Source organism: Nocardiopsis sp. N85, assembly GCF_028882275.1.
Taxonomy (GTDB): domain Bacteria; phylum Actinomycetota; class Actinomycetes; order Streptosporangiales; family Streptosporangiaceae; genus Nocardiopsis; species Nocardiopsis lambiniae.
The window spans coordinates 21,123-41,346 of sequence record NZ_JARBUT010000033.1; the positions used below are offsets into that span (position 1 = coordinate 21,123).

The 20,224-nt window shown below is 70.0% G+C and carries 20 protein-coding genes; 7 read left to right on the plus strand and 13 right to left on the minus strand.

Going from position 1 to position 20,224, the window contains the following annotated elements:
• Positions 1–159 precede the first annotated feature (159 nt).
• Positions 160–630 (minus strand): NUDIX domain-containing protein, encoded by a 471-nt coding sequence (locus tag PWG71_RS28190; protein WP_274813112.1) that lies wholly within the window; start codon positions 628–630, stop codon positions 160–162.
• A 23-nt stretch (positions 631–653) separates the two neighbouring features.
• Positions 654–1,886: a helix-turn-helix domain-containing protein gene (locus PWG71_RS28195; protein WP_274813113.1), complete on the minus strand. Its 1,233-nt coding sequence runs from the start codon at positions 1,884–1,886 to the stop codon at positions 654–656.
• A gap of 152 nt (positions 1,887–2,038) precedes the next feature.
• Between PWG71_RS28195 and PWG71_RS28200 the strand changes: the two genes are divergently transcribed.
• Positions 2,039–3,286: a methionine adenosyltransferase gene (locus PWG71_RS28200; RefSeq protein WP_274813114.1), complete on the plus strand. Its 1,248-nt coding sequence runs from the start codon at positions 2,039–2,041 to the stop codon at positions 3,284–3,286.
• Positions 3,287–3,292: 6 nt separating this feature from the next.
• Positions 3,293–4,195, plus strand: a complete 903-nt coding sequence (locus PWG71_RS28205) for a sulfatase-like hydrolase/transferase (protein ID WP_274813115.1) — start codon at positions 3,293–3,295, stop codon at positions 4,193–4,195.
• A gap of 1,271 nt (positions 4,196–5,466) precedes the next feature.
• On the opposite strand, the gene gltX is transcribed toward PWG71_RS28205, so the two are convergent.
• Together gltX and PWG71_RS28215 are read right to left on the minus strand one after the other, a co-directional pair.
• A complete protein-coding gene (gene gltX, locus PWG71_RS28210; RefSeq protein ID WP_274813116.1) occupies positions 5,467–6,882 on the minus strand; it encodes a glutamate--tRNA ligase in 1,416 nt (471 codons plus the stop codon).
• 138 nt (positions 6,883–7,020) lie between these two features.
• Complete coding sequence (locus PWG71_RS28215; RefSeq protein ID WP_274813117.1) at positions 7,021–7,584, minus strand: dihydrofolate reductase family protein; 564 nt, start codon at positions 7,582–7,584, stop codon at positions 7,021–7,023.
• Positions 7,585–7,850: 266 nt separating this feature from the next.
• Between PWG71_RS28215 and PWG71_RS28220 the strand changes: the two genes are divergently transcribed.
• Complete coding sequence (locus tag PWG71_RS28220) at positions 7,851–7,940, plus strand: LPXTG cell wall anchor domain-containing protein (RefSeq protein ID WP_274813118.1); 90 nt, start codon at positions 7,851–7,853, stop codon at positions 7,938–7,940.
• 272 nt (positions 7,941–8,212) lie between these two features.
• On the opposite strand, the gene PWG71_RS28225 is transcribed toward PWG71_RS28220, so the two are convergent.
• From PWG71_RS28225 to menB, 6 genes are all read right to left on the minus strand, one after another.
• Positions 8,213–9,202, minus strand: coding sequence for a YihY/virulence factor BrkB family protein (locus PWG71_RS28225; RefSeq protein ID WP_274813119.1), 990 nt, complete (start codon positions 9,200–9,202; stop codon positions 8,213–8,215).
• A 258-nt stretch (positions 9,203–9,460) separates the two neighbouring features.
• Positions 9,461–9,676, minus strand: coding sequence for a hypothetical protein (locus PWG71_RS28230; protein WP_274813120.1), 216 nt, complete (start codon positions 9,674–9,676; stop codon positions 9,461–9,463).
• Between the two features lie 35 nt (positions 9,677–9,711).
• The gene (locus PWG71_RS28235) at positions 9,712–10,449 is read right to left on the minus strand and encodes an AfsR/SARP family transcriptional regulator (protein ID WP_274813121.1); all 738 of its coding nucleotides are present in this window, start codon (positions 10,447–10,449) and stop codon (positions 9,712–9,714) included.
• 218 nt (positions 10,450–10,667) lie between these two features.
• A complete protein-coding gene (gene menD / locus PWG71_RS28240; protein ID WP_274813122.1) occupies positions 10,668–12,383 on the minus strand; it encodes a 2-succinyl-5-enolpyruvyl-6-hydroxy-3-cyclohexene-1-carboxylic-acid synthase in 1,716 nt (571 codons plus the stop codon).
• Positions 12,384–12,541: 158 nt separating this feature from the next.
• Positions 12,542–13,516, minus strand: a complete 975-nt coding sequence (locus tag PWG71_RS28245) for an o-succinylbenzoate synthase (protein WP_446725112.1) — start codon at positions 13,514–13,516, stop codon at positions 12,542–12,544.
• A complete protein-coding gene (gene menB, locus PWG71_RS28250) occupies positions 13,513–14,352 on the minus strand; it encodes a 1,4-dihydroxy-2-naphthoyl-CoA synthase (protein WP_274813123.1) in 840 nt (279 codons plus the stop codon). The genes PWG71_RS28245 and menB overlap by 4 nt, the downstream gene beginning before the upstream one ends.
• Positions 14,353–14,572: 220 nt before the next feature.
• Between menB and PWG71_RS28255 the strand changes: the two genes are divergently transcribed.
• The 3 genes from PWG71_RS28255 to PWG71_RS28265 all read left to right on the plus strand — a co-directional run bounded on the left by PWG71_RS28255 (position 14,573) and on the right by PWG71_RS28265 (position 18,069).
• A complete protein-coding gene (locus PWG71_RS28255) occupies positions 14,573–15,784 on the plus strand; it encodes an AMP-binding protein (RefSeq protein WP_446725114.1) in 1,212 nt (403 codons plus the stop codon).
• A 385-nt stretch (positions 15,785–16,169) separates the two neighbouring features.
• On the plus strand, positions 16,170–17,576 hold the full coding sequence (locus tag PWG71_RS28260) for an RNA polymerase sigma factor (protein WP_274813124.1): 1,407 nt from the start codon (positions 16,170–16,172) through the stop codon (positions 17,574–17,576).
• A 136-nt stretch (positions 17,577–17,712) separates the two neighbouring features.
• Positions 17,713–18,069: a hypothetical protein gene (locus PWG71_RS28265; RefSeq protein ID WP_274813125.1), complete on the plus strand. Its 357-nt coding sequence runs from the start codon at positions 17,713–17,715 to the stop codon at positions 18,067–18,069.
• Positions 18,070–18,090: 21 nt separating this feature from the next.
• Here the strand turns inward: PWG71_RS28265 and PWG71_RS28270 are convergent, their stop codons facing one another.
• Both PWG71_RS28270 and PWG71_RS28275 read right to left on the minus strand, forming a co-directional pair.
• A complete protein-coding gene (locus PWG71_RS28270) occupies positions 18,091–18,468 on the minus strand; it encodes a GntR family transcriptional regulator (protein ID WP_274813126.1) in 378 nt (125 codons plus the stop codon).
• Positions 18,469–18,583: 115 nt separating this feature from the next.
• Positions 18,584–18,976, minus strand: coding sequence for a hypothetical protein (locus PWG71_RS28275; protein WP_274813127.1), 393 nt, complete (start codon positions 18,974–18,976; stop codon positions 18,584–18,586).
• A gap of 144 nt (positions 18,977–19,120) precedes the next feature.
• Here PWG71_RS28275 and PWG71_RS28280 point away from each other — a divergent pair, with 144 nt between their 5' ends.
• Complete coding sequence (locus PWG71_RS28280) at positions 19,121–19,735, plus strand: TetR/AcrR family transcriptional regulator (protein ID WP_274813128.1); 615 nt, start codon at positions 19,121–19,123, stop codon at positions 19,733–19,735.
• Between the two features lie 275 nt (positions 19,736–20,010).
• Here PWG71_RS28280 and PWG71_RS28285 read toward each other — a convergent pair.
• Positions 20,011–20,224: ABC transporter ATP-binding protein (locus PWG71_RS28285; protein WP_446725113.1), on the minus strand; the 214-nt coding region annotated here is incomplete at its 5' end.

Genomic DNA, 20,224 nt, shown 5'->3' on the forward strand with positions numbered 1-20,224 from the left:
CCACGGACCGGTTTCCTGGAAATCCGTCACGTCGCTCTTCTACGCGCCCCTGACCTCCCTTTGCCGATACGACCGGGCATGGCGGGATGTTTCGGCGATCCGCGCTCACACCCGGGTGAGCCCCGTAGGGCGAACAAAATACGTGCCATCAGCGATGTCCTACGGGAGAACCTCTCCGTTCTCCAGGTAGACCATCGTGCCCTCTTCGCGGGCGCGCACACCGTGGGTGATCCTGCGTGCGAGCCGGGGAATCGTCGCCCCTGCGACCGAGTCCACGTCGTGGAATCCGTACCCGGTCAGTTCGCCCGGGTCGAGGACGATCCGGTCCAACCATTCCTGGTCGAGGACTCCCCCGTCGAAGACGAAGAGCTGTTTGTCCCCCTCGGACCGGTTGGGTGCCCAGTCGACGACCAGGAGTCGTCCGAGGGGTGGGGTGATCCCTAGTTCCTCCTTCACCTCCCGGGCGGCGGCCTGGCTCGGTGTCTCTCCGTGCTCGATGTAGCCGCCGGGGATGTCCCGGTAGTCCTTGTAGGAGGGGACCACCATCATGACTCTGTCGAGATGGTCGAAGAACAGGACACCGGCTGCGACCCGGGGGCGGGAGAAGGATTCCGTGGGATCAGAGACCATGCCCCGACACTAACGGGCCCGCGTCAGACAACGCCCATCCGGTGTGCCAGAGCAGCCAGCCGCCGATCCCTGCGACCGTCCTTGGTGCGCATCAAGCGCACTACGATCTGGTGGCTCATCATGTGGTGGTGAACGTGGAAGATGGACAATCCCTCCGCTTCCAGTAAGCGTTCGACGGCCGAAGAGATCCTGTTGACGGCGGTCATGGCCTGCGCGAGTTCGAAGAGGTGTCGGACTCGTCTCTCGGTCGGCAGCCCGGCCGTGTCGATCCCGCTTCCCAACCTGAGAACGGCGTAAGGATCGTCCGAACTGCCCGCGATGGTCACACGGTGGAGAGCAACGTTGGTCGGCCCGAAGGCCGTCCACAGGTGGTTGGCGTCCCTTCCCAGCCGCCCGGCTATCTTCCCGGCTTCTTCCAGATAGGCGTTGGCTGTTGCCCGGTCGCCGCTGCGCGCCGCGGCCACGGCCGCCGGTAGCAGCAGGGTGCCGTAAACAGAGAGCATGCGAGGGGTCCTCGTATGGCGGCACTGTGCACCCCGCAGGTACGAAGCGGCATCGTCCGCCATGGAAATCGCGGTCTGGTACTGCCCGCGCGAGTGGAGCGAGTGCACACCCGACCTCATCAGGGAACCTTGTACAGCCGGATCTCCACAATCGAAGGCCGCGTTCAGTCCCCGTTCGGTCGCGATCCAAGCAAGATCGGTCTCGCCGAGTTTCGTGAGGACCATGGCACAGGACTGTGATGCGAGGGCGAGCAGCGCCTGCGCCGTCTTCCGGCGTTCTCCCGTGTAGGAACGCTCCGCCGCATGGGTCCGCGCCAGAAGGTCCGGAAGCCTGCGCAACACTCGCTGATAGTTGGAGGCCTGATAGGCGTCCATGACCGTTTCCACCTCCTGGCGAAGGAAACGCAGTTCGGGTGGTCGTTCATCGCGCTGATCCAGTGAAAATCGAGCGACTCCGTACCTGTAGTCCATGAGGACAGAGCGAACGGCCTCCACCTGACGGCTCCGCTGGCACGCGTCACGGTCTTCCCTCGTGTCACCTATGAGGTCGATCACCGATACGTCGAGGGCATCGGCCAGCGACCTGATCACCGAGAGCCTGTCCAGCGGCGCCCGATCGTTCTCGATCTTGCCCAACCAGTCGGCGGTGCGTCCGACCAAGCCGGCAAGAACCTCCTGAGAGACACCGCGGCGGATCCTGTACCAGGCGACACGCTGGCCGGGACTGAACTGGTGGAGGGGATGGGAGGTCATGGATCTCCTTCTCGAAAGACCCCGGATTTTCTTTCCGGGTCCCTCGAAGATCTCGGCCTTACCTTCCTAACATCCCGTCGGATCCCGGAGAAGGATCATTTTCCCCTTCTCAGGAGGCTTCCCCCATAGGTGTTCACGTTCTGGAGAAGATCATGCGCATCACCTGGCATTGCGATAACGCCTTGACCACGACCACCACAGGTTTCAACGTGGTCGAACGCAAGGGAATCGGCCATCCGGATTCCCTTGCAGACCTCATCGCTGAGGAATTCTCCCGACGTTACTCACGTCACGGGATCAATCGCTTCGGATTCGTCCCCAACCATTGGGTGGACAAGGTGGCCCTGATCGGAGCGGAGTCCGAGGTCACCTTTGGCACCTACACGGTACGCAAGCCCGTCACCGCCTACCTGTTCGGCAAGATGACACGCTCGATCGGCGCTGAGGCCCTCCCGATCGAGGATCTGTTCACGGCAACGGTCGAGGAGGTCCTGGTGGAGTCGGTCGGGAGAGACATCCTCCTGTACCTGCGCACTGTTTCGGAGAACACCGCCGGTGTCGGTGCGGACCACCCGGCCTCGTTCTACCGCCCTGCTGAGGCAGGGAAGAGCGGCGTCCATGGAAAGAACGAGGTGGCCAATGACACCGCGTTCTGTAACGCCTACGCCCCGGCGGACCCCGTCGATCTGCTGGCCATCGACATCGAGAACCACGTCAACAGTCCTGCGTTCAAGGCGGACCTGGACGGGTTGGGGTCCGACGTCAAGGTCATGATCGTCCGGGCGTCGGACGTCTTGGAGACGACGGTCTGCCTTCCGGTACGCCCTGAAGCCGCCCCCTCCCGGCAGGAGTACCGGGCCCTGATCACAGAGGCACAGGACAGACTGACCGCGTTCGTCGAAGCTCACCCGGTCGTGCGCGAGCACCCCTGGTTGACCCGGATGAGCGTCAACACCAAGGACCACGGCCAGGGTGCCTACCTGGCCCCCTTCGGGACCTCGCTGGGCAAGGGCGACTGCGGTCTCGTGGGGCGCGGCAACAAGGCCAACGGTGTCATCTCCTCCCGGGGAGGCGGCGGAATCGAGGCTCCGGCCGGGAAGAACCCGATGCATCACACCGGCAAGCTCTACACGCTCGCGGCCGAACAGCTGGCCTCCCGCATCCACGGCGAACTCGGTATCCCCAATGCGGTGGTACTGGTGTCGCGTAACGGGGACCGGCTGGACGACCCGTCGTTCGTGGGTGTGCGTACGGCGTACCGGGCCGGTAGCCGTGACCGCACCAGCATCGAGGGGTTGGCGGCCGAGACCTTGAGCGGGCTCCCCGCGCTCTCCGAGCGTCTGCTCTCGCTGTCTCCGATCGAGCGGTTCCGCGACCCGGCGCTCGTCCTGGAAGTGTGAGAGCCGATGAACGGCACCGATCTGGCCCAACGCAGCGTCATCCTCGTCACCCTGGACTCCTGCCGGTACGACGTCGCGGTGCAGGCGCACACACCGAATCTCGACCGTCTGGGCCCGTTGGTTCGGGCCGAGAGCCCAGGAACGTACACGCTTCCCGCCCACGCAGGACTGTTCAACGGGTTCCTCCCCCGGCCCGTCTCGGGACCCTTCTCCATCAACGGGCGCCATTGGAACATGATCTGGCGCTCCGGTGCGGCTCGCTCCACCGAGCGCCGCGTGGCCGTCCCCTTCGAGGGGTCGACTCTGATGGAGCACTACGAGCACAAGGGTTACCGGGTAGTCGGGGCGGGCGGGGTCACCTTCTTCGATTCCTCCGACCCCGCCAACAGCCTTCCGGCCCTGTTCCCAGAGTTCCACTACTTCGGTCGGCCTTCCCGGACCCCGGTCACACCGGCGACACGGGTGGTGGACCGCGACGCGAACCTCACTCTGGCCTACACCGGCCCGCTGACGGACCTGTGCCTGGAGGCCGACCGGTTCTTCCTGTTCGTCAACTGCCCCAGCACCCACATCCCCTACACCACACCGGACAATCCGCTCACGGACCGCGCCCAAAAGTTACTCGAAGTCCTCTACCGCTTGCACGACTCCCAGAGAAACACATCCGGGCACGAAGGCCTGACCGCCGAGGACATCGGGGTTCTCCTGGCCATGCAGAAACGGGCTCTGGAATGGGCCGACGCACGTCTGGGAGATCTGTTCTCCCGTCTGGGCACGCGGCGCCCGCTGGTGGTGGTCTGCGCCGACCACGGGGAGGAGTTCGGGGAAGGCGGCAGGTTCGGCCACGGGCACCCCCACCGGACGGTCTCCACCGTGCCCCTGTGGTGCGGCGTTCTGGACGGAGGGTGACCCATGGCGGACTCACCCCCCTGGTTCACACATCCGGCGATGAGCGCCGTGTTCTCCCGGGGCGTCCGGACACGCTTGGGCATCTCCCCCAACCACGTTTCCTTCCGTGTCGGGGTGCTGCGCACCCACCTGCTCACGGCGCTCCTGGCTCACGGAGCCGCCCGCAACCTCGGTGTCCCGGTCCACGTAGCGATCCGCTGGGACGACAGCGATGGTCTGCGCAGACGCGACGAACATCGGAGCGCGCTCCTCCACGAGATCCGGCGGGTGGCCCGGATACCCACCGCGTCCGCAGAGTCGGCCTTGCGCCAGAGTCACCGCGGTGACCGATATCGGCGAGCACTCCAGAGGTTGGAAGACAGGCGAGTTCTCGTGACCAGGGGCGGAGTTCCCTGTCTCGACGTGACCGCCGTGGACCGGTGGATGACCGCGCGAGGTGTCTCCCCCGAGGCACTGACAGCCTCCGCGACCGTGAACAAGTCCGTGCCCCTTTCACCGGCACAGCGGATGATCCCTCTAATACGCCGTGACGGGCGGGTCCTGTGGCACCTGGCCACGGTCGTCGACGACATCGACCAGCGCACAACACTGATCGTGCGAGGCACCGACAAGAAAGACGCCACGGCCGTCCAGGCCCGCCTGCACTGGGCCTTGACCGACGGCGGATCGGCTCCAGCTCATCTGTTCCTGCCCAAACTGCTGGAGAAGAAGACCCCCGTGACGCGGGTCGCAGACCTGCTCGAACGGGGCGTGCGCCCCTCGGCTCTGCGCTGCTTCCTGGTCGAACCGTATCTGACCCGGCAACAGCCGGCGGCTCAGTCGACCGACTTTCCCGGGCTCGTGGAACAGCTCCGTCCGGTCCTCCCCCGGCACGGGGACGGCTTGCTGGACGAACCTCGCCTGGCTTCCTTGGACCGGAAACTGTCCGCCGCCCTCGCCCCGGCTCTGGCCCGGCAAGAACTCGACGAGTACTGCCCGAGTGCCCCAGCGCATGTCATCGAGTGGGTGGTCCGGCACCACCCGCGCCCACTCCTGCAGCAGACCCGCTTGTGCCGGGCGCTCACCGAAGAGCAGATCGAATACGAGTCGCCGCCCGACCGTGCTGAGGACACCTGGCCATGGCTGGACGCCTGGGCACGCGGAGCACCCCCGGGCCCGCCTCCGAACACGGTGCGCTGGGTGCTCACCGGTCAGCGCGACGGACCCCGCGCCCGTGACCTTCTGGAGGTTTTCCCCTCACATCTGGTGGCCTGCCGTCTGGCCTCGGCCGCTCAGGAGTTGAGCCGCTCCAACGCCGCCCGCAACCGCACCAGCGTGCGCTCGCGGCCCAGCAGCTCCAGAGACTCGAACAACGGCAATCCGACCGTGCGGCCAGTGACCGCCACCCGAACCGGGGCCTGAGCCTTCCCGAGCTTGAGCCCGTGAGCGGCACCTACCTGCTCCAAAGCCCCCTTCAGAGGCTCCGCCTCCCATGTCAGCGACGCATCGGAAAAGGAGGCGATCGCGGACGTGAGCATCTCCGCACCGATACCGGGCTTCATGGCCTTGTCCCAGCTCTTCTCATCGAAGACCGGAGCGTCCAAGAACAAAAAGTCCACGTTCGGCACGATCTCGCTCAGCACCGCCACCCGGCTCTGCGCCAGCGGGGCGATCTGCGCGAACACCTCGGCGTCGAAGTCCTCGCCCCTCCACGGCGCCCGTTCCTCCTCCAGATAGGGGGCGCAGCAAGCGATGAACTCCTCCACGGCCAAGGCACGGATGTAGTCGCCGTTAAAAGCGCGCAGCTTCTTTTCGTCGAAGAACGCGGGCGAGGAGTTCACATCCGACAGCGAAAAGAGCGGGATCATCTCCTCGATGGGCATGATCTCCCGGTCCTCGCCCGGTGCCCAGCCCAGCAACATCAGGTAGTTGATCATCGCCTCGGGCAGGTATCCCTCGTCCCGGTAGGACTCCATGGCGACCTTGTCACGGCGCTTGGACAGCTTCTGCCGCTTCTCGTTCACCAGCACCGGGGCGTGCGCCCACACCGGCGGAGCGTGCCCCAGCGCCTCCCACAACAGCTGCTGCTTGGGGGTGTTGGACAGGTGCTCCTCACCCCGGATGACGTGGGTGATACCCATCTCGACATCGTCGACCACGTTGGCCAGCACGAACAGCGCAGTGCCGTCGGCACGGGCGATCACGAAGTCCTCCAAGGCCTCGTGCGGAAACTCCACGCGGCCCCGAATCCGGTCGTCCACGACCGTGGGCTCACCCTCGGGGACACGGAAGCGCAGCGCGCGGCCGGGTCCGGCCTCCAGTGCCCGGTCGCGACAGAAGCCGTCGTAGCCCAGATTGGGGTTATCGCGGCGGGCCTGAACCTGCTCTCGGGTGCAGTCGCAGTAGTAGGCCAGCCCTTCCTTCAACAGGCGCTGAGCGGCCTCGGTGTGCTTGTCGGCGTAGTCGGTCTGGGAGTAGGGACCCTCGTACTGGCTTGCGTCCACACCGAGCCAGGCCATCGCGGACAGGATGCCCTCGGTCCACTCGGGGCGGGAGCGGGCGGCGTCGGTGTCCTCGACCCGAAGCACCATGGTGCCGCCGAATTGTCGCGCGACCACCCAGTTCAGCAGCAGGGACCGGGCGTTGCCCACGTGGAACATGCCGGTCGGGGAAGGCGCGAACCTGGTGCGAATCAAGGTGTCGGTCACCCCACGAAGCCTAGCGTGATCGACAGCCGCGCCGAGGACAAGACGAAGATCCGGTGAGCCGAGGAAACCGGCGACACCTCTTCGACCAACACCCGCGGCGGCCGACGTGCTTTCCCCCGGGCTCAGCGGAGGAGCCGGTCAGCGGACCACGCGGTAGCGGAGGTAGACCACCGTCGAACCGACGGTGCGGGACTCGACGAGGTCGAGGTCCACGTGGCGCTCGGCCCGGGGGAAGAACGGGATACCGCCCCCGACCAGAACCGGGTAGACCCGGATCCGGTACTCGTCGATCAGTCCCAGCGCGGCAGCCTCGGCGGCCAGGGTGGCGCCGCCGATCGCGATGTCGCCCTCCCCCGGCTCGGCCCTCAGCCGCTCGATCTCCTCCGCCAGGCCTCCCGAGGCCAGGCGGGTGTTGCCCCGCACTTCGGAGAGCGTGGTGGAGAAGACCACCTTGGGCAGCGCCCGCCAGATCTCGGCGAACTCACGCGTCGAGTGGTCGTGCTCCGGGTTCTGGTCGACCGTCTCCCAGTACACCATCGTCTCGTACAGCCGCCGCCCCAGCAGGTGGACGCCGACCCGGCGCACCTCGTCGGTGGCGAGCTCGAAGACCTCCCGGTCGGGCACCGACCAGTTGAATCCGCCGTCCGGCCCGACGATGTAGCCGTCGAGCGAGACGGCCATGGAGCAGATCACGTTGCGCATCGGAGGTCCTCCTCGGTTCCGGGTTCGACGGTATGACCACCGAACACCGCGGAACTCATCGCGACGCGCGAGATCGCCGGAAAACGGAGGTCGGGGGCCCGGGCGCGCGCTCCGGTGGGACACCGGAGCGCGACGGCACGGACACGGTCACGCGACGATCACGGCGTGGTCACGGCAGAGGGAAGACACTGAGAACGCCCCGGGCACCCGGAACCACACGACCGCAGATCGCTACAGGTCTCACCTGTACGGACAGGAACAGTCTCATGAGCACCCTCGGTTGGATCATCCTCATCGTCGTCGTCCTCCTCCTACTCGGCGGTGGCGGCTACGGCCTGAGCAGACGGCGCCGGTAGTCACAGACGTCCCGTCGGCCACGCCCGGAGGCATCACCTCCGAGATCCGAAAAGCGTGAGCGCGGCGGCCGCGAACCCTCCTCAGCCCACCCGACGGGCCTCTGTCCCGAGCGGTGGGCCGTCAGCCGCAGCAGGGGCCTCCGGCGCCCCTGATGACCCTGTGTCATCTCTCCGGGGACGGCTCGTCGAGCCGTCCGGAGCGGTTCGGGTGAGAGTCCCGCGACGCCACGGCCTGACAGGCCGTGGCGTCGGTCGTGGTCGGCCGTGTCCGGTCAGTGCTCTTCGAGCCGGCACCCGCCCGGCGTGGCGTCCGCCGGCTCGGCGCCGCGTTCACCGATCGTGTGCCGGTCACCGGTGGTGGTGTCCGCTCCGGGCCGGCGTTCGAGCTCCGCGTTGATCGTGGCCCCGAGCAGCATGACGAGCGACGACAGCCACAGCCACATCATCAGCACGATGACCCCGGCGATCGCTCCGTAGGTCGCACCGAAGTCGCCGAACCGCTGCACGAAGAACGCGAACAGCCCGGAACCGGCCAGCCACAGGGCCGTGGCGATGACCGCACCCGGTGTGAGCCGGCGCGCCGACGGCGACCGGCGGTGGAGCGCCACCCGGTAGATGACGCCCAGCCCTACCACGGTCACGGCCGCGAGCAGGGGCCACTGGCCTATCCGGATCGCGAGCGCAGCGGCGCCGCCCAGGCCGATGGTGTCGAGCAGTGTCGGAAGCACGGTGATCAGGCCGACCACGACGAAGGCGAAGGTACCCACGCCCAGGGCCAGGAGCAGGGCGATGCCGCGCTTGACGACGAAGGAACGGTCGTCCACCTCGTCGTAGGCCGTGTTACACCCCTCCATCATGCCCGCCATGCCCCCCGACGCGCTCCACAGGGCGACGAGCAGGGAGGTGGCGAACGTGAACCCGAGCGCTCCGGTCTCGGTCTCGGCGATGGCGGTGAGCTGGTCCCCGATCAGCACGCCCACCTCATCCGGGACGACGGTCATCCAGTCCCGGATCTGGTCGGTGAGCTCGTCCGGATCGGCGAGGATCCCGAAGACGCTGACTGCGGCGAGCAGGGCGGGGAACAGAGCGAGCAGCGCCTTGAAGGCCATGGCCGCGGCGAGCAGGCCGACATGCCCCTCCTTGAGTTCCAGCCAGACCCGGGCCGCGACGGCATACCGACCCGCCGTCGGGATCCGGGGTGGTCGCGCTGCGGCGTTACCCGGGGCGTCGCGCGTCCGGTCGTGCGCGTCCTGTGTTCTCACCCTGCACCGTCCCTCCTTCGCACTCGGCCGTGTGACGATGGGGCGCGAAACAGTCGTGTCCCCCATGGGCGCGTTCCCGGGGCGGCCCGCCCGCCTGCCTGCAAGGGGCTGAGGGGGCGGCCGTCACGGGGGTGAGCGGCCCGGCCGGACCTCTCGGTCCTCGACCACCGGCCCGGTCCCATGGTCCGTGACGGGCGTGACAGCGGCGTGACGGTGGCGCGACACGGGTGACGGAACCGAAGGTCGGCCGGTCGGCCGTCAGTCCCCCTCTGGCACGACGGGGGCGTTCGACCCACCCGACTCCAGGAACCTGCGTACGACGGCGAGGACGTGGTCGACGTCGGTCAGGGTCCGTTCACCACGGAAACCCAGTGCCGGATCGGAGGTCTGGCGGACGTCGACGCGCAGAGGTCGCTCGGAGCCCTCCTCCACCCAGACTCTGAGGACCATGAGACCCGTCCGGTGAATGTCCATGCACCCATCGTGCGGGGCCGGGCGTGACCCTGCCGTTACCCGCTCCCGTCGAGCAGGTCCCGCAGGCGGGGTGTCGGCTCCAGGCCGAGCTCCCTCAGCAACAGCTCGCGGTACCGCGAGAACTCCCGCAGCGCCTCGGAGACGTTCCCCTCCGCGAGGTGGACCCGGATCAGCGCCGCGCGCGGGCTCTCCCTCAGACCGTCGGCCTTGATGGCGGCCTGGGCGGCCGCGACCGCGTCGCCGAAAGCACCCTCGGCCCGCAGGTCGTCGGTGAGCGCCTCCAGCGCGTGCAGGCGCCGCTGGCGCCATGCCTCGGCCTCGACGATCACCCAGTCCTCGTACCGGTCCGGAAGGACGTCGGACGACAGGGCGCTCACGTCGGCGGCGGCCGAGTGGTGCACCTTCAGGGACTCGTGCGGACCGATCAGCCGACGCGCGAGCGCCTCCGACTCCCACAGGTCGACCGTGATCCGGTCGGCGATCCCGAGCTTGGAGGCGGTGACCTCCAGGGCCGAGCGCGCTGCGTCGTCGAGCCGCGCCAGGGTCGAGCGCAGGCTGGAGTGCGCGTGGTCCGGGCTGGATCCGGGCCACAGCGCCCCGGCGGCGAGGGTGCGCCGCACCGGCTTCTTGCGCAGGGCCAGGAACGCGATCAGCCGTTGGGGTCCCTCCGCGATGGCGACGTCGACATGGCCGTCGGAGAGGCCGAACCCTCCGAGCAGGGAGATACGCGGACCCGCCCGTGTACCGGTGCCCTGCCCGTCCTTGGACTCCACGGCTCCTTCTCCCGATGCCGTCGGCGCTCGTACCGCCCAGGCTAGCGCGGTCCGACGCACCGTCGGTTCACGCAAGCGGACGGGCCCGGTCCGCCACCCCTCCCGGCCCTTCTCCCCCTCACCCTCATCCACGGCGCCCGAATGCGCCGAAGGAGCACCGGGACCTCGTACGGAACGCCCCGCCGGACCGGGTCCGGCGGGGCGCGAAGAACACAGGGCTACAGGGCCTCGGCGAGGGCGGTGTCCACCGATTCCTGGAGGCGGCGGCGCAGCACCGCGGCCTCGGCGCGGTCGGTGCGCACCTCCACGACGCGCACCCCCTCCCCGAGCAGCGCCTTGGGCAGGTCGGTGGCCCACTCCAGGTGGATGTAGGGCACGTCGGCCATGGCCGCCACCCGCTCCATCGACACCCCGTGCGGGGTCCCGAAGACCCGCTCGAAGTCGGGGTGCCCGGCCTGCTCCAGACCGGAGAAGATACCGCCGCCGTCGTTGTTGACCACCACGATCGCCAGGTCCGGGCGCGGCTCGCCGGGGCCGATGATGAGCCCGTTCTGGTCGTGCAGCACCGCCAGGTCGCCCAGCAGGGCGAACGCCCCGGCCGACCGGTCGGCGGCCTGGTGTGCCAGGGCCGCGCCGATCGCCGTGGACACCGTGCCGTCGATACCGCTGACGCCCCGGTTGCCGACCAGGCGCACCCCGCAGCGGGCGCGCATGGTGGAGTCCAGATCGCGGACGGGCATGCTCGACCCGGCGAACAGCAGGGACCCGGCGGGCAGATGGGAGGACAGGTCGCGGGCCAGACGCGGCTCGGTGAGCGTCTCCTCCTCGTCCAGCACCGCGTCCAGGGCGGCGCGGGCGGCCGACTCGGCGCGCCACCACCACCGGGACCAGTCGGTACGGCGCGGTTCGTCGAAGGACAGGTCGGCCGGGGCCTCGACGGCGGCCACCACGTCGGTGGCGGTGCGCGCCGGGTCGGCGAACCCGTCGGCGAGCGCCGCGCGGGCGTCGCCCAGCACGCCGGCGGTGACGACCACGTGACGCCGGGCCCGGCGCAGGAACGCCAGGGTCTGCCGGGACAGGTTGGGGCGGCCCGCGCTGACCACCAGGTCCGGGACGGGACCGGAGACGATCGAGGGTGAGGCGAGCAGGTGGCGGTAGGTGGAGACCGCGCCCACCCGCCGGGCGTTGGAGGTGGGTTCGGCCAGCAGCGGCCATCCGGTCAGCTCGGCCAGGGCCAGGAACGGCACCGGGTCGTAGTCCCCGTCCCCGCAGACGATCACGCCGCGTTCGACGTCGGGCAGGACGAACGGGACCGGCTCGGCGACGGGACCGGGACGGGAGATCCACGGCGCGCCGTCGACACGGCCCTCCAACGGTTCGATCCATTCCCCGCCGAGGCCGTCGGGGGTGAGCGGGTCGCGGAAGGCGACGTTGAGGTGGACCGGCCCCGGCCGTCCTCCCCGGGCCGCGCCCCAGGCGCGACCGATCAGCGAACGCCAGTAGGCGACCATGCCCGGCACCGGGTCGGGCGTGCCGACCTCGGCGAACATGCGCACCGCGCCGCCGTACAGGCCGATCTGGTCCACGGTCTGGTTGGCGCCGGTGGCGCGCAGCTCCGGCGGCCGGTCGGCGGTGAGCAGCAGCAGCGGGACACCGCTCTCGTCGGCCTCCAGCACCGCGGGATGGAAATTGGCCGCGGCGGTGCCGGAGGTGCACACCACGGCCACGGGGCGCCGGGAGGTCCTGGCCAGCCCCAGCGCCAGGAAGGACGCCGACCGCTCGTCCACGCGCACGTGCACCCGGATCCCGGGGTGGGAGACCAGGGCGAGCGCGAGCGGCGTCGAGCGCGACCCCGGCGCGACCACGGCCTCGGCCAGGCCGCAGCGGGCCAGTTCATCGACGAGGACCCGCGCCAGGGCGGTAGACGGATTCATCCACAACGCTTTCGTTCGTCAAGGTGTGTACCAAGTATCACCGCAGGGTGCCGATGTACCGCATCGCACCCCTCATCTCACGGGAGCGCACCTTCCAGTGAACCCCGTTCGGGGGCGAACGGCGAACGCCCCGGGCTGTGATCCGCGTCCCGGGCGGGTCAGCCGCCGTCGGCCGCCGCGATGGCCGCCTCGGCGCGGGCGCGCCAGCCGGCGGGGGCGATCTCCACCGCGCGCAGCCGCTCCTCGTCCACCTTCACCGGGCGTACCGGAAGGTACCCGTTGTCGGGCAGCAACGGCTCGGCGGTGACGTCGGCGGTGAGCATCTGCATGGTGGCCAGCCCGCACGCGTAGGGCAGTTCGGGCAGGGCGGCGGCCAGCGCCACCCCGGCGGCCAGACCCACCGAGGTCTCGACCGCGCTGGAGACCACCACGGGCAGCCCGCACGCCTCGGCCACCCGTAGCGCGGCGCGCACCCCGCCCAGGGGCTGCACCTTGAGCACGACGATGTCGGCGGCGTCGGCGGCGCGGACCTTGAGGGGGTCCTCGGCACGGCGGATCGACTCGTCGGCGGCGATCGGCACGTCGACCCGGCGGCGCACCTCGGCGAGCTCGTCCAGGGTGACGCAGGGCTGCTCGACGTACTCCAGGTCGTAGGCGTCCAAGGCGCGGATCATCCGCACCGCGGTGTCGACGTCCCAGGCGCCGTTGGCGTCCACGCGCACCTTCCCCGAGGGGCCGATGGCGTCGCGGACGGCCTCGACCCGGGCCAGGTCCTCGGCCGGATCCCGCCCCTTCTCGGCGACCTTGACCTTGGCGGTGGCACAACCGCCCGCCGCGACGATCGCGCGGGCCCGCTCGGGGTCCACGGCCGGGACGGTGACGTTGACCGCGACCCGATCGCGCACCGGGGCGGGCCACCCGTGATGGGCGGCCTCGTGACAGGCCGCCCACCAGCGGGCGCACTCACGCGGACCGTACTCGGCGAAGGGCGAGAACTCGCCCCACCCGGCGGGTCCGCGCACCAGCATGCCCTCGCGCACGGTGATGCCGCGGAACCGGTTGCGCAGACCGACGGCGAAGGCCCGGCCCGCTCCGGGTCCGGTCTCCGCGGGGGGATCGGCGATCGGTGTCACGGGCGGCGCGGGAACTTCTCGAACTCCGGACGGCGCTTCTCCTTGAAGGCGTCCCGGCCTTCCTGGGCCTCTTCGCTCATGTAGTAGAGCATGGTGGCGTCACCGGCGAACTGCTGCATGCCGGCCGCGCCGTCGCTGACGGCGTTGATGGCGCCCTTGAGCATGCGCAGCGCCAGCGGCGACTTCTCCAGCAGCTCGCGGGCCCAGGAGACGGTCTCCTTCTCCAGGTCGGCCAGCGGCACCACGGTGTTGATCATGCCCATGTCGAGCGCCTCCTGGGCGCTGTACTGACGGCACAGGTACCAGATCTCGCGGGCCTTCTTCAGACCCACGGTCTCGGCCAGCAGCCAGGAACCGTAGCCGCCGTCGAAGGAGCCGACCTTGGGGCCGGTCTGGCCGAACTTGGCGTTGTCGGCCGCGATGGTCAGGTCGCAGCACACCTGGAGGACGTTGCCGCCGCCGATGGACCATCCGGCGACCATGCAGATGACCGGCTTGGGCAGGCGACGGATCTGCACCTGGAGGTCCAGGACGTTGAGCCGGCCGATGCCCTGGCGGGCCACGGCGTCGTCGCCGATGTAGCCGTCGTCGCCACGGATCTTCTGGTCCCCGCCGGAGCAGAACGCCTGGTCCCCGGCACCGGTGAAGATGATCACGCCGACCTCGGAGTCGTCGCGGGCGATGTTGAACGCCTGCTGCAACTCGAACAGGGTCTGGGGCCGGAAGGCGTTGTGCCGTTCGGGCCGGTTGATCGTGATCTTGGCGATGCCCTCCGCGGTCTCGTAGATGATGTCGGAATACTCGCCCGACCGCTGCCAGTCGATCACGCTGCTCACGGCTACTGCTTCTCCTCACGGGACACTGGGACGGATGGACGCCCGGATTCGTGGGAATCCGGAGGCGAACCCCGCGTCAACCCTACGCATTCTGCCAGGCCGACCGCGATGACCGGGTACGCCCCCCGACGGCACGTCGGGCGTAGTCTTGTGCCCCGTGGCATCCGCGAACCCTTCCGAGGTCCCGAACCCGAAACCCGTCCCCGGCGACGGCCCCGACCTGCGCGCCGCCGTCGGCCTGGAACCGGGCAGACTGTCCGAGCTGTTGGCCGAGGCACTGGCCGGTCGAGGGCCCGCGTTGATGCCCGTACCGGCCGGCACCCCCGACGCGCGGGTCGGGGAACTGCTCACGGCGATGCGCCCCTCCTCGATCCTGACACCCGGGGGCGAGAGCCCGCTGGCCGACGGCGTACGCGCCGCCCCGGGGACCGCCCTGGTCGTCACGACCTCCGGGTCCACCGGTGCGCCCAAGGGCGTGGAGCTGTCGGCGGCGGCCCTGCGCGCATCGGCGGAGGCGTCGGTGGCGCGGATCGGGGCCCGACCGGGCGACTCCTGGCTGTGCGTGCTGCCCGCCGGGCACATCTCCGGCCTCCAGGTGATGCTGCGCGCCCTGGTCATGGGCACCGAGGCGGTGCACGCCCCCTTCTCGGAGGCCGCCTCCCTGGCCGCGGGGATCCACCCGCACGTGTCCCTGGTGCCCACCCAGTTGCGGCGGCTGGTGGCGGCCGGGGTGGACCTGTCGGCGTTCGGGGTGATCCTGCTGGGCGGGGCGGCGGCCGACCCGGGGCTGTTGGCGGCGGCCCGCGCCGCCGGCGGCCGCGTGGTCACCACCTACGGCATGAGCGAGACCTGCGGCGGGTGCGTCTACGACGGGGTCCCCCTGGACGGTGTGGGGGTGGAGATCGAGGAGCCCGCGGGGGACGGTTCGGGTCGGGTGCTGTTGTCCGGCCCGACCCTGCTCACCCGCTACCGCACCGCGCCGGGGGTCGCCCCGGTCGAGGGCCCGATCACGGACGCCGACGGACGCCGGGTACTGCGCACCAACGACCTGGGCCGGTGGGAACGGGACCGGTTGACGGTCCTGGGCCGGATGGACGAGGTGATCAACACCGGAGGCCACAAGGTCGTGCCCGGCCCGGTCAACGCGCTCATCGCGGCCGACCCGGCGGTGGCCGAGTCGGTGGTGGTGGGACGGCCCGACCCCGAGTGGGGCGAACGGGTGTGCGCGGTGGTGGTGGCGGCGGACCCGGCGGACCCGCCCACCCTGGAGCGCGTCCGCGCCCTGGTGCGCGAGCGGCTGCCGGCCTACGCCGCCCCGCGGGAGGTGGAGGTGCGGGACCGGCTGCCGATGCTGGCCTCGGGCAAACCGGACCTGGTGGCGTTGCGACGCGGGCGCGGAGTGGACGCCGAGGGCACCGAACGGAACCGATAGATCGGACATATCCGATGGTCGGGGAACTTCCCCGGCCCGCCCTGCGTCTACCTGTGTATCCGGGTCGGCCGAGTGCCCGGATCCCACGGCCCCTCTGTCAAGGAGGTCCGCAGTTGGCGACAGCCACGAGTCCACCCGTCCACGCCCCTGCGCCCTCCACCGCGACCGGCTCCGCGTGTCGGCGGACGGCGGCCCGAGCGGGTTCTCATACTCGCTTCCTCCCACCGTTCGCCACCGAAGGCGCGGTGATCCATGTCACTTCGAAAGATATCCAATCGAGACGGGGAACATTTGACACCCCGACACGTTGGACATATTGGCGCGTCCAGTCGGCGGGAATCCTCCGCCACGTGCCACACGTCATGGAAGGGAGGGAGGTGCCCAGATGACGAGCACTGCCCGGACCCGCTCGGCACCCACCGCCACGGCCACCGACGGCACCGCTCCGTTCGCGGCCGACCACACGGCACTGACCGACCTGCTCACCCGCGGACGCGCCCAGGGACACGTGTCCCTCTCCGAACTGCGCACCGCCTTCTCCGCGGCCGGAGTCTCCGCCGGCGACGGCCGTGCCATCCTGCGTGAACTCACCGAGAACGGGGTCCGACTCGCCAACGGGGGCGAGGATTCCGTGCCGGTGGCCGAACCCGACGCCGAGGACGACGTGCTCGAAGACACTCTCATCGCGACGGTGCCCGACACCGACGAGGCACCCAAGGCCGTATCCGGCAAGGTCGCACCGCGCACCGGTCCCTCCCCCCGGAGGAAGACCCGCACCACACGGCGCACCCAGAAGACCGAGACCACTCAGGCCACCGTCGATCCCGAGACCGGCGAGGCCGATCTGGACGACCAGTCCCCCGCCATGGGCGACTCCGTCCACACCTACCTCAAGGCCATCGGGCGTCGACCGCTGCTCAACGCGGAGCAGGAGGTCGAGCTGGCCAAGCGGGTGGAGGCCGGTCTCTACGCGGAGTACCGCCTGGGTCTGCACGGCGAGATCGACTCCTCCTCCGTGGAGATGGCCGAGGTCGAACGCGCGGAGCTGGAGTGGATCGCCGAGGACGGGCGCGCGGCCAAGTCCCACATGCTGGAGGCCAACCTGCGCCTGGTGGTGTCGGTGGCCAAGAAGTACAGCGATCGGGGCATGTCCCTGCTGGACGTGGTCCAGGAGGGCAATCTCGGCCTCATCCGCGCCGTGGAGAAGTTCGACTACACCAAGGGCTTCAAGTTCTCCACCTACGCCATGTGGTGGATCCGCCAGGCCATCCAGCGCGGTTTCGCCGACTCGGCGCGCACCATCCGGCTGCCCGTCCACGTACTCGAACTGCTGAGCAAGGTCAGCCGCCTGGAACGCGACATGCACCAGGCCCTGGGCCGCGAGCCCACCCCCGAGGAACTGGCCCTGGAGCTGGACAAGACCCCGGCCCAGATCGAGGAGCTGCTGCGGGTCACCCGTCAGCCCATCAGCCTGGACTCCACCATCGGTGAGGACGGTGAGACCCGCATCGGCGATCTCATCGAGGACGTGGACGCCTCGGAGGCCTCCGAGGTGGTCGACCGTCAGCTCATGGCCGACCAGCTGCGCAACGCGCTGTCGGACCTGGAACCCCGCGAGGCGACCATCATGTCCCTGCGCTTCGGCCTCATGGACGGCCGACCGCGCACCCTGGACGAGATCGGCAAACACCTGGGACTGACCCGCGAGCGGATCCGGCAGCTGGAGAAGCAGTCGCTGTCCAAGCTGCGCCACCCCAGCCGGGCCCAGCAGTTGCTCGACTTCGCGAGCTGAGCGAAAACGTCCGAAGGGCCGCCCTCCCGCGTGGAGGGCGGCCCTTCGGACGTGTCCTCAGGGTTTTCCCGGAACGATCCCTGGAATCGGCTCCGGTGGATCGATCCGGGCACACCGGGGATGCCACCATGGACGGATGACCGACAGCACATCCCGCCACCAGGCCGACATCGCCGCCACGCTGCGCGCCGGGCGCGAACTCGGGCCCGAATACGACGAGGCCCTGGCCGCCTCCCTGGTCGAGCGGATCGACGAGGCCATCGACACCAGCGTCCGTCGTCACCTGGACCACAGGCGGCGGGAGGAGCGCCCGGCCAAGGTGGGAGTGCCCTCCAACACGGCGCGCATGGTGCTGTCCCTGGTCTGCCTGGGGGTGAGCATACCCATCACGGGGATCGCGGCCGGTGTGGTGGGCGGGGCCGCTTCCCTGGCCGCCGTCTGGCTCGGTTTGATCGTCTTCTACATCATCTCCGTGGTGGGTCTGCGCCGCTGATCGGCCTCACCCGGACGGCCTTCACCCCTGGGGCTGGACGGAACCCAGTGCGGCGCGCAGGATCTCCACGGCCTCGTCGTGGTCCAAGCCGACCCTGGAGATCACCTCCGCGTAGGCGCGCGCGGCCGCCAGGGCCTCCGCGCGCTGGTCGTCGCCGGCCGCCGCGATGAACGTCCCCGAGCGGCCCCGGGTCTCCACCACCCCGGCCTGCTCCAGTTCGCGGTAGGCGCGGGCCACGGTGTTGACCGCCACCGACAGTCGTCCGGCCAGCGCGCGCACCGTCGGCAACCGGTACCCGACCGGGAGTTCACCGGCGGCGGCCGCCATGGCCACGGTCGTCCGGATCTGCTCGTAGGGCGGTACCTTCGACGTCGGGTCGACGCGGATGAAATCCGCCATCTCCTCCTGCGCTCCCCACGTTCGGTGTTCGTGACTGCGGGCCCCATACCCGTTCCGGCCCCAAACTACCGTGCGTGTCCGGCCCCGCGCCCCCGGGGGCGCGGGGCCGGTCGTCTCAGGCTCGGCGGACCTGCGGGGGGACCCGCTGCACGCCGTGCAGGCGATGGGTCTCGCGCACCGTGAGCAGCCGCTCGGCGACCTCGGTGGCCTGACGCACCTCGGGGCGGGCCAGTCGCTTGCGCCGCTGGAGGCGGTCCTCGTAGCCCTTCGGGCCGATCAGTACGCGCTCGCGGGCGTAGGCGGCCCGCATCGCCTCGGTGAGCGCGGCGTCCAGCACCAGCCCTCGCTCGTGCAGTTCCTCCACGGGGGCGTCCGCCGCCCGGGCGTCGTCCAACGCCGTCTGGGCCGCCGCCACCTCCCGCAACAGATCGTCCAACCGCGCGGCCGTCTCACGGTCGGCCATCAGGCTCTCCCGTACCTGCGCCGCGCTGCGTCCGCCGAGTCCCATCGCCCACTCCGATCACCTGGTACACCGTTGCAGGGCACTCTAGCCGTGACGAAGATCATGAGGCGACCCGGATCGCGCGTCGATGACGGCCTCCACGCGCCGGAACAGCCACATTGGGTGACGAATACTTCCGAAAGGACACAAGTGAGCAGGAACTACGCGGGGCTCAGCCGGGAACGCATCATCCTGGAAGCGCTCCACATCATCGCCGGACGCGGCCTGGGCGGATTGTCGATGCGCCGGTTGGGCGATGCCCTGGAGGTGGAGGCCATGGCCATCTACCATCATTTCCCCCTCGGCAAGGAGCAGCTCTTCAACGCGATCGCCGCCTACGTGACCTCGCCGGGTTCGACGGGCGACTCCCCCGTCGAGGGCGTCGAGGACACCGAGGAGGAGATCCCCGAGGAGACCACCGAGGAGGAGACCGACACCCGTCCTTGGGACGAACGCCTGGTCTCCTGGGCCGACGACTACCGGGCACGGCTGCTGGAGTACTCCGGAGCGCTGTCCCTCCTGGTGCACCGCGCCCCGGCCACCCCCGCCGACACGGCGGCCCGCGCCTTGGCGCACCGCGCCTTCACCGAGGCCGGGGTGCCGACCGACGACCTCGACCGCGCCACCGACGCCCTGTACTCCTACTGCCTGGGCGCGGTCGTCCACCAGGTCCGCCACCAGGACGACGAGGACGCGCCGGGCGCCGCCGAGACCGCCGCCCGCTTCCACTACGGCCTGCGGGCCCTGCTGCGAGGCCTGACCTGAGCCTCGACCCCACGGGAATTCGAGAAGACCGACCTGGAGCCGCCGTTCGTCACCGACGAGCGCGACATGGACGTGCTCCTCGGACCGGACGAGGGCCCCGGCCCGTCGTTCGCCGAGGGACGGAATGGTCACGAGGGCTTCGACGTGACCCACGAGCGGGTCGCCCGGCTGGACCGGGCCGGGGAACCGCGCCACCGGGTCGCGGCGCCCGGCCGGGCGCCGCGACCCGTTCCGACCGTCCGCGCCGGTCGGGGAGACCCGACCGGCGCGGGGCCTCAGACCCCGGCCGCGCGTTCGCGGACCCGTGCGGCGCGTAGTTCGCGCGCCTCGTCGGGGTCCAACACGGGGGCGGCGTTGAGGAGTCGACGGGTGTAGTCGCTCCGCGGGTTCTCGTAGATGGCGTCGCTGTCGTCGAGTTCCACCAGTTCGCCCTTGCGCATGACCGCGACGCGGTCGCTCACCTGACGCACCACCGCCAGATCGTGGGCG

What these genes read in the sequence shown, in the direction of transcription:
- PWG71_RS28220 (WP_274813118.1), top strand. Translation starts at nt 7,851, where the DNA reads ATGAGCACCCTCGGTTGGATCATCCTCATCGTCGTCGTCCTCCTCCTA.
- PWG71_RS28230 (WP_274813120.1), bottom strand. Translation starts at nt 9,676, where the DNA reads ATGGACATTCACCGGACGGGTCTCATGGTCCTCAGAGTCTGGGTGGAG.
- PWG71_RS28190 (WP_274813112.1), bottom strand. Translation starts at nt 630, where the DNA reads ATGGTCTCTGATCCCACGGAATCCTTCTCCCGCCCCCGGGTCGCAGCC.
- PWG71_RS28200 (WP_274813114.1), top strand. Translation starts at nt 2,039, where the DNA reads ATGCGCATCACCTGGCATTGCGATAACGCCTTGACCACGACCACCACA.
- PWG71_RS28205 (WP_274813115.1), top strand. Translation starts at nt 3,293, where the DNA reads ATGAACGGCACCGATCTGGCCCAACGCAGCGTCATCCTCGTCACCCTG.
- PWG71_RS28260 (WP_274813124.1), top strand. Translation starts at nt 16,170, where the DNA reads ATGACGAGCACTGCCCGGACCCGCTCGGCACCCACCGCCACGGCCACC.
- PWG71_RS28215 (WP_274813117.1), bottom strand. Translation starts at nt 7,584, where the DNA reads ATGCGCAACGTGATCTGCTCCATGGCCGTCTCGCTCGACGGCTACATC.
- menD (WP_274813122.1), bottom strand. Translation starts at nt 12,383, where the DNA reads ATGAATCCGTCTACCGCCCTGGCGCGGGTCCTCGTCGATGAACTGGCC.
- PWG71_RS28275 (WP_274813127.1), bottom strand. Translation starts at nt 18,976, where the DNA reads ATGGGACTCGGCGGACGCAGCGCGGCGCAGGTACGGGAGAGCCTGATG.
- PWG71_RS28265 (WP_274813125.1), top strand. Translation starts at nt 17,713, where the DNA reads ATGACCGACAGCACATCCCGCCACCAGGCCGACATCGCCGCCACGCTG.
- PWG71_RS28195 (WP_274813113.1), bottom strand. Translation starts at nt 1,886, where the DNA reads ATGACCTCCCATCCCCTCCACCAGTTCAGTCCCGGCCAGCGTGTCGCC.
- PWG71_RS28270 (WP_274813126.1), bottom strand. Translation starts at nt 18,468, where the DNA reads ATGGCGGATTTCATCCGCGTCGACCCGACGTCGAAGGTACCGCCCTAC.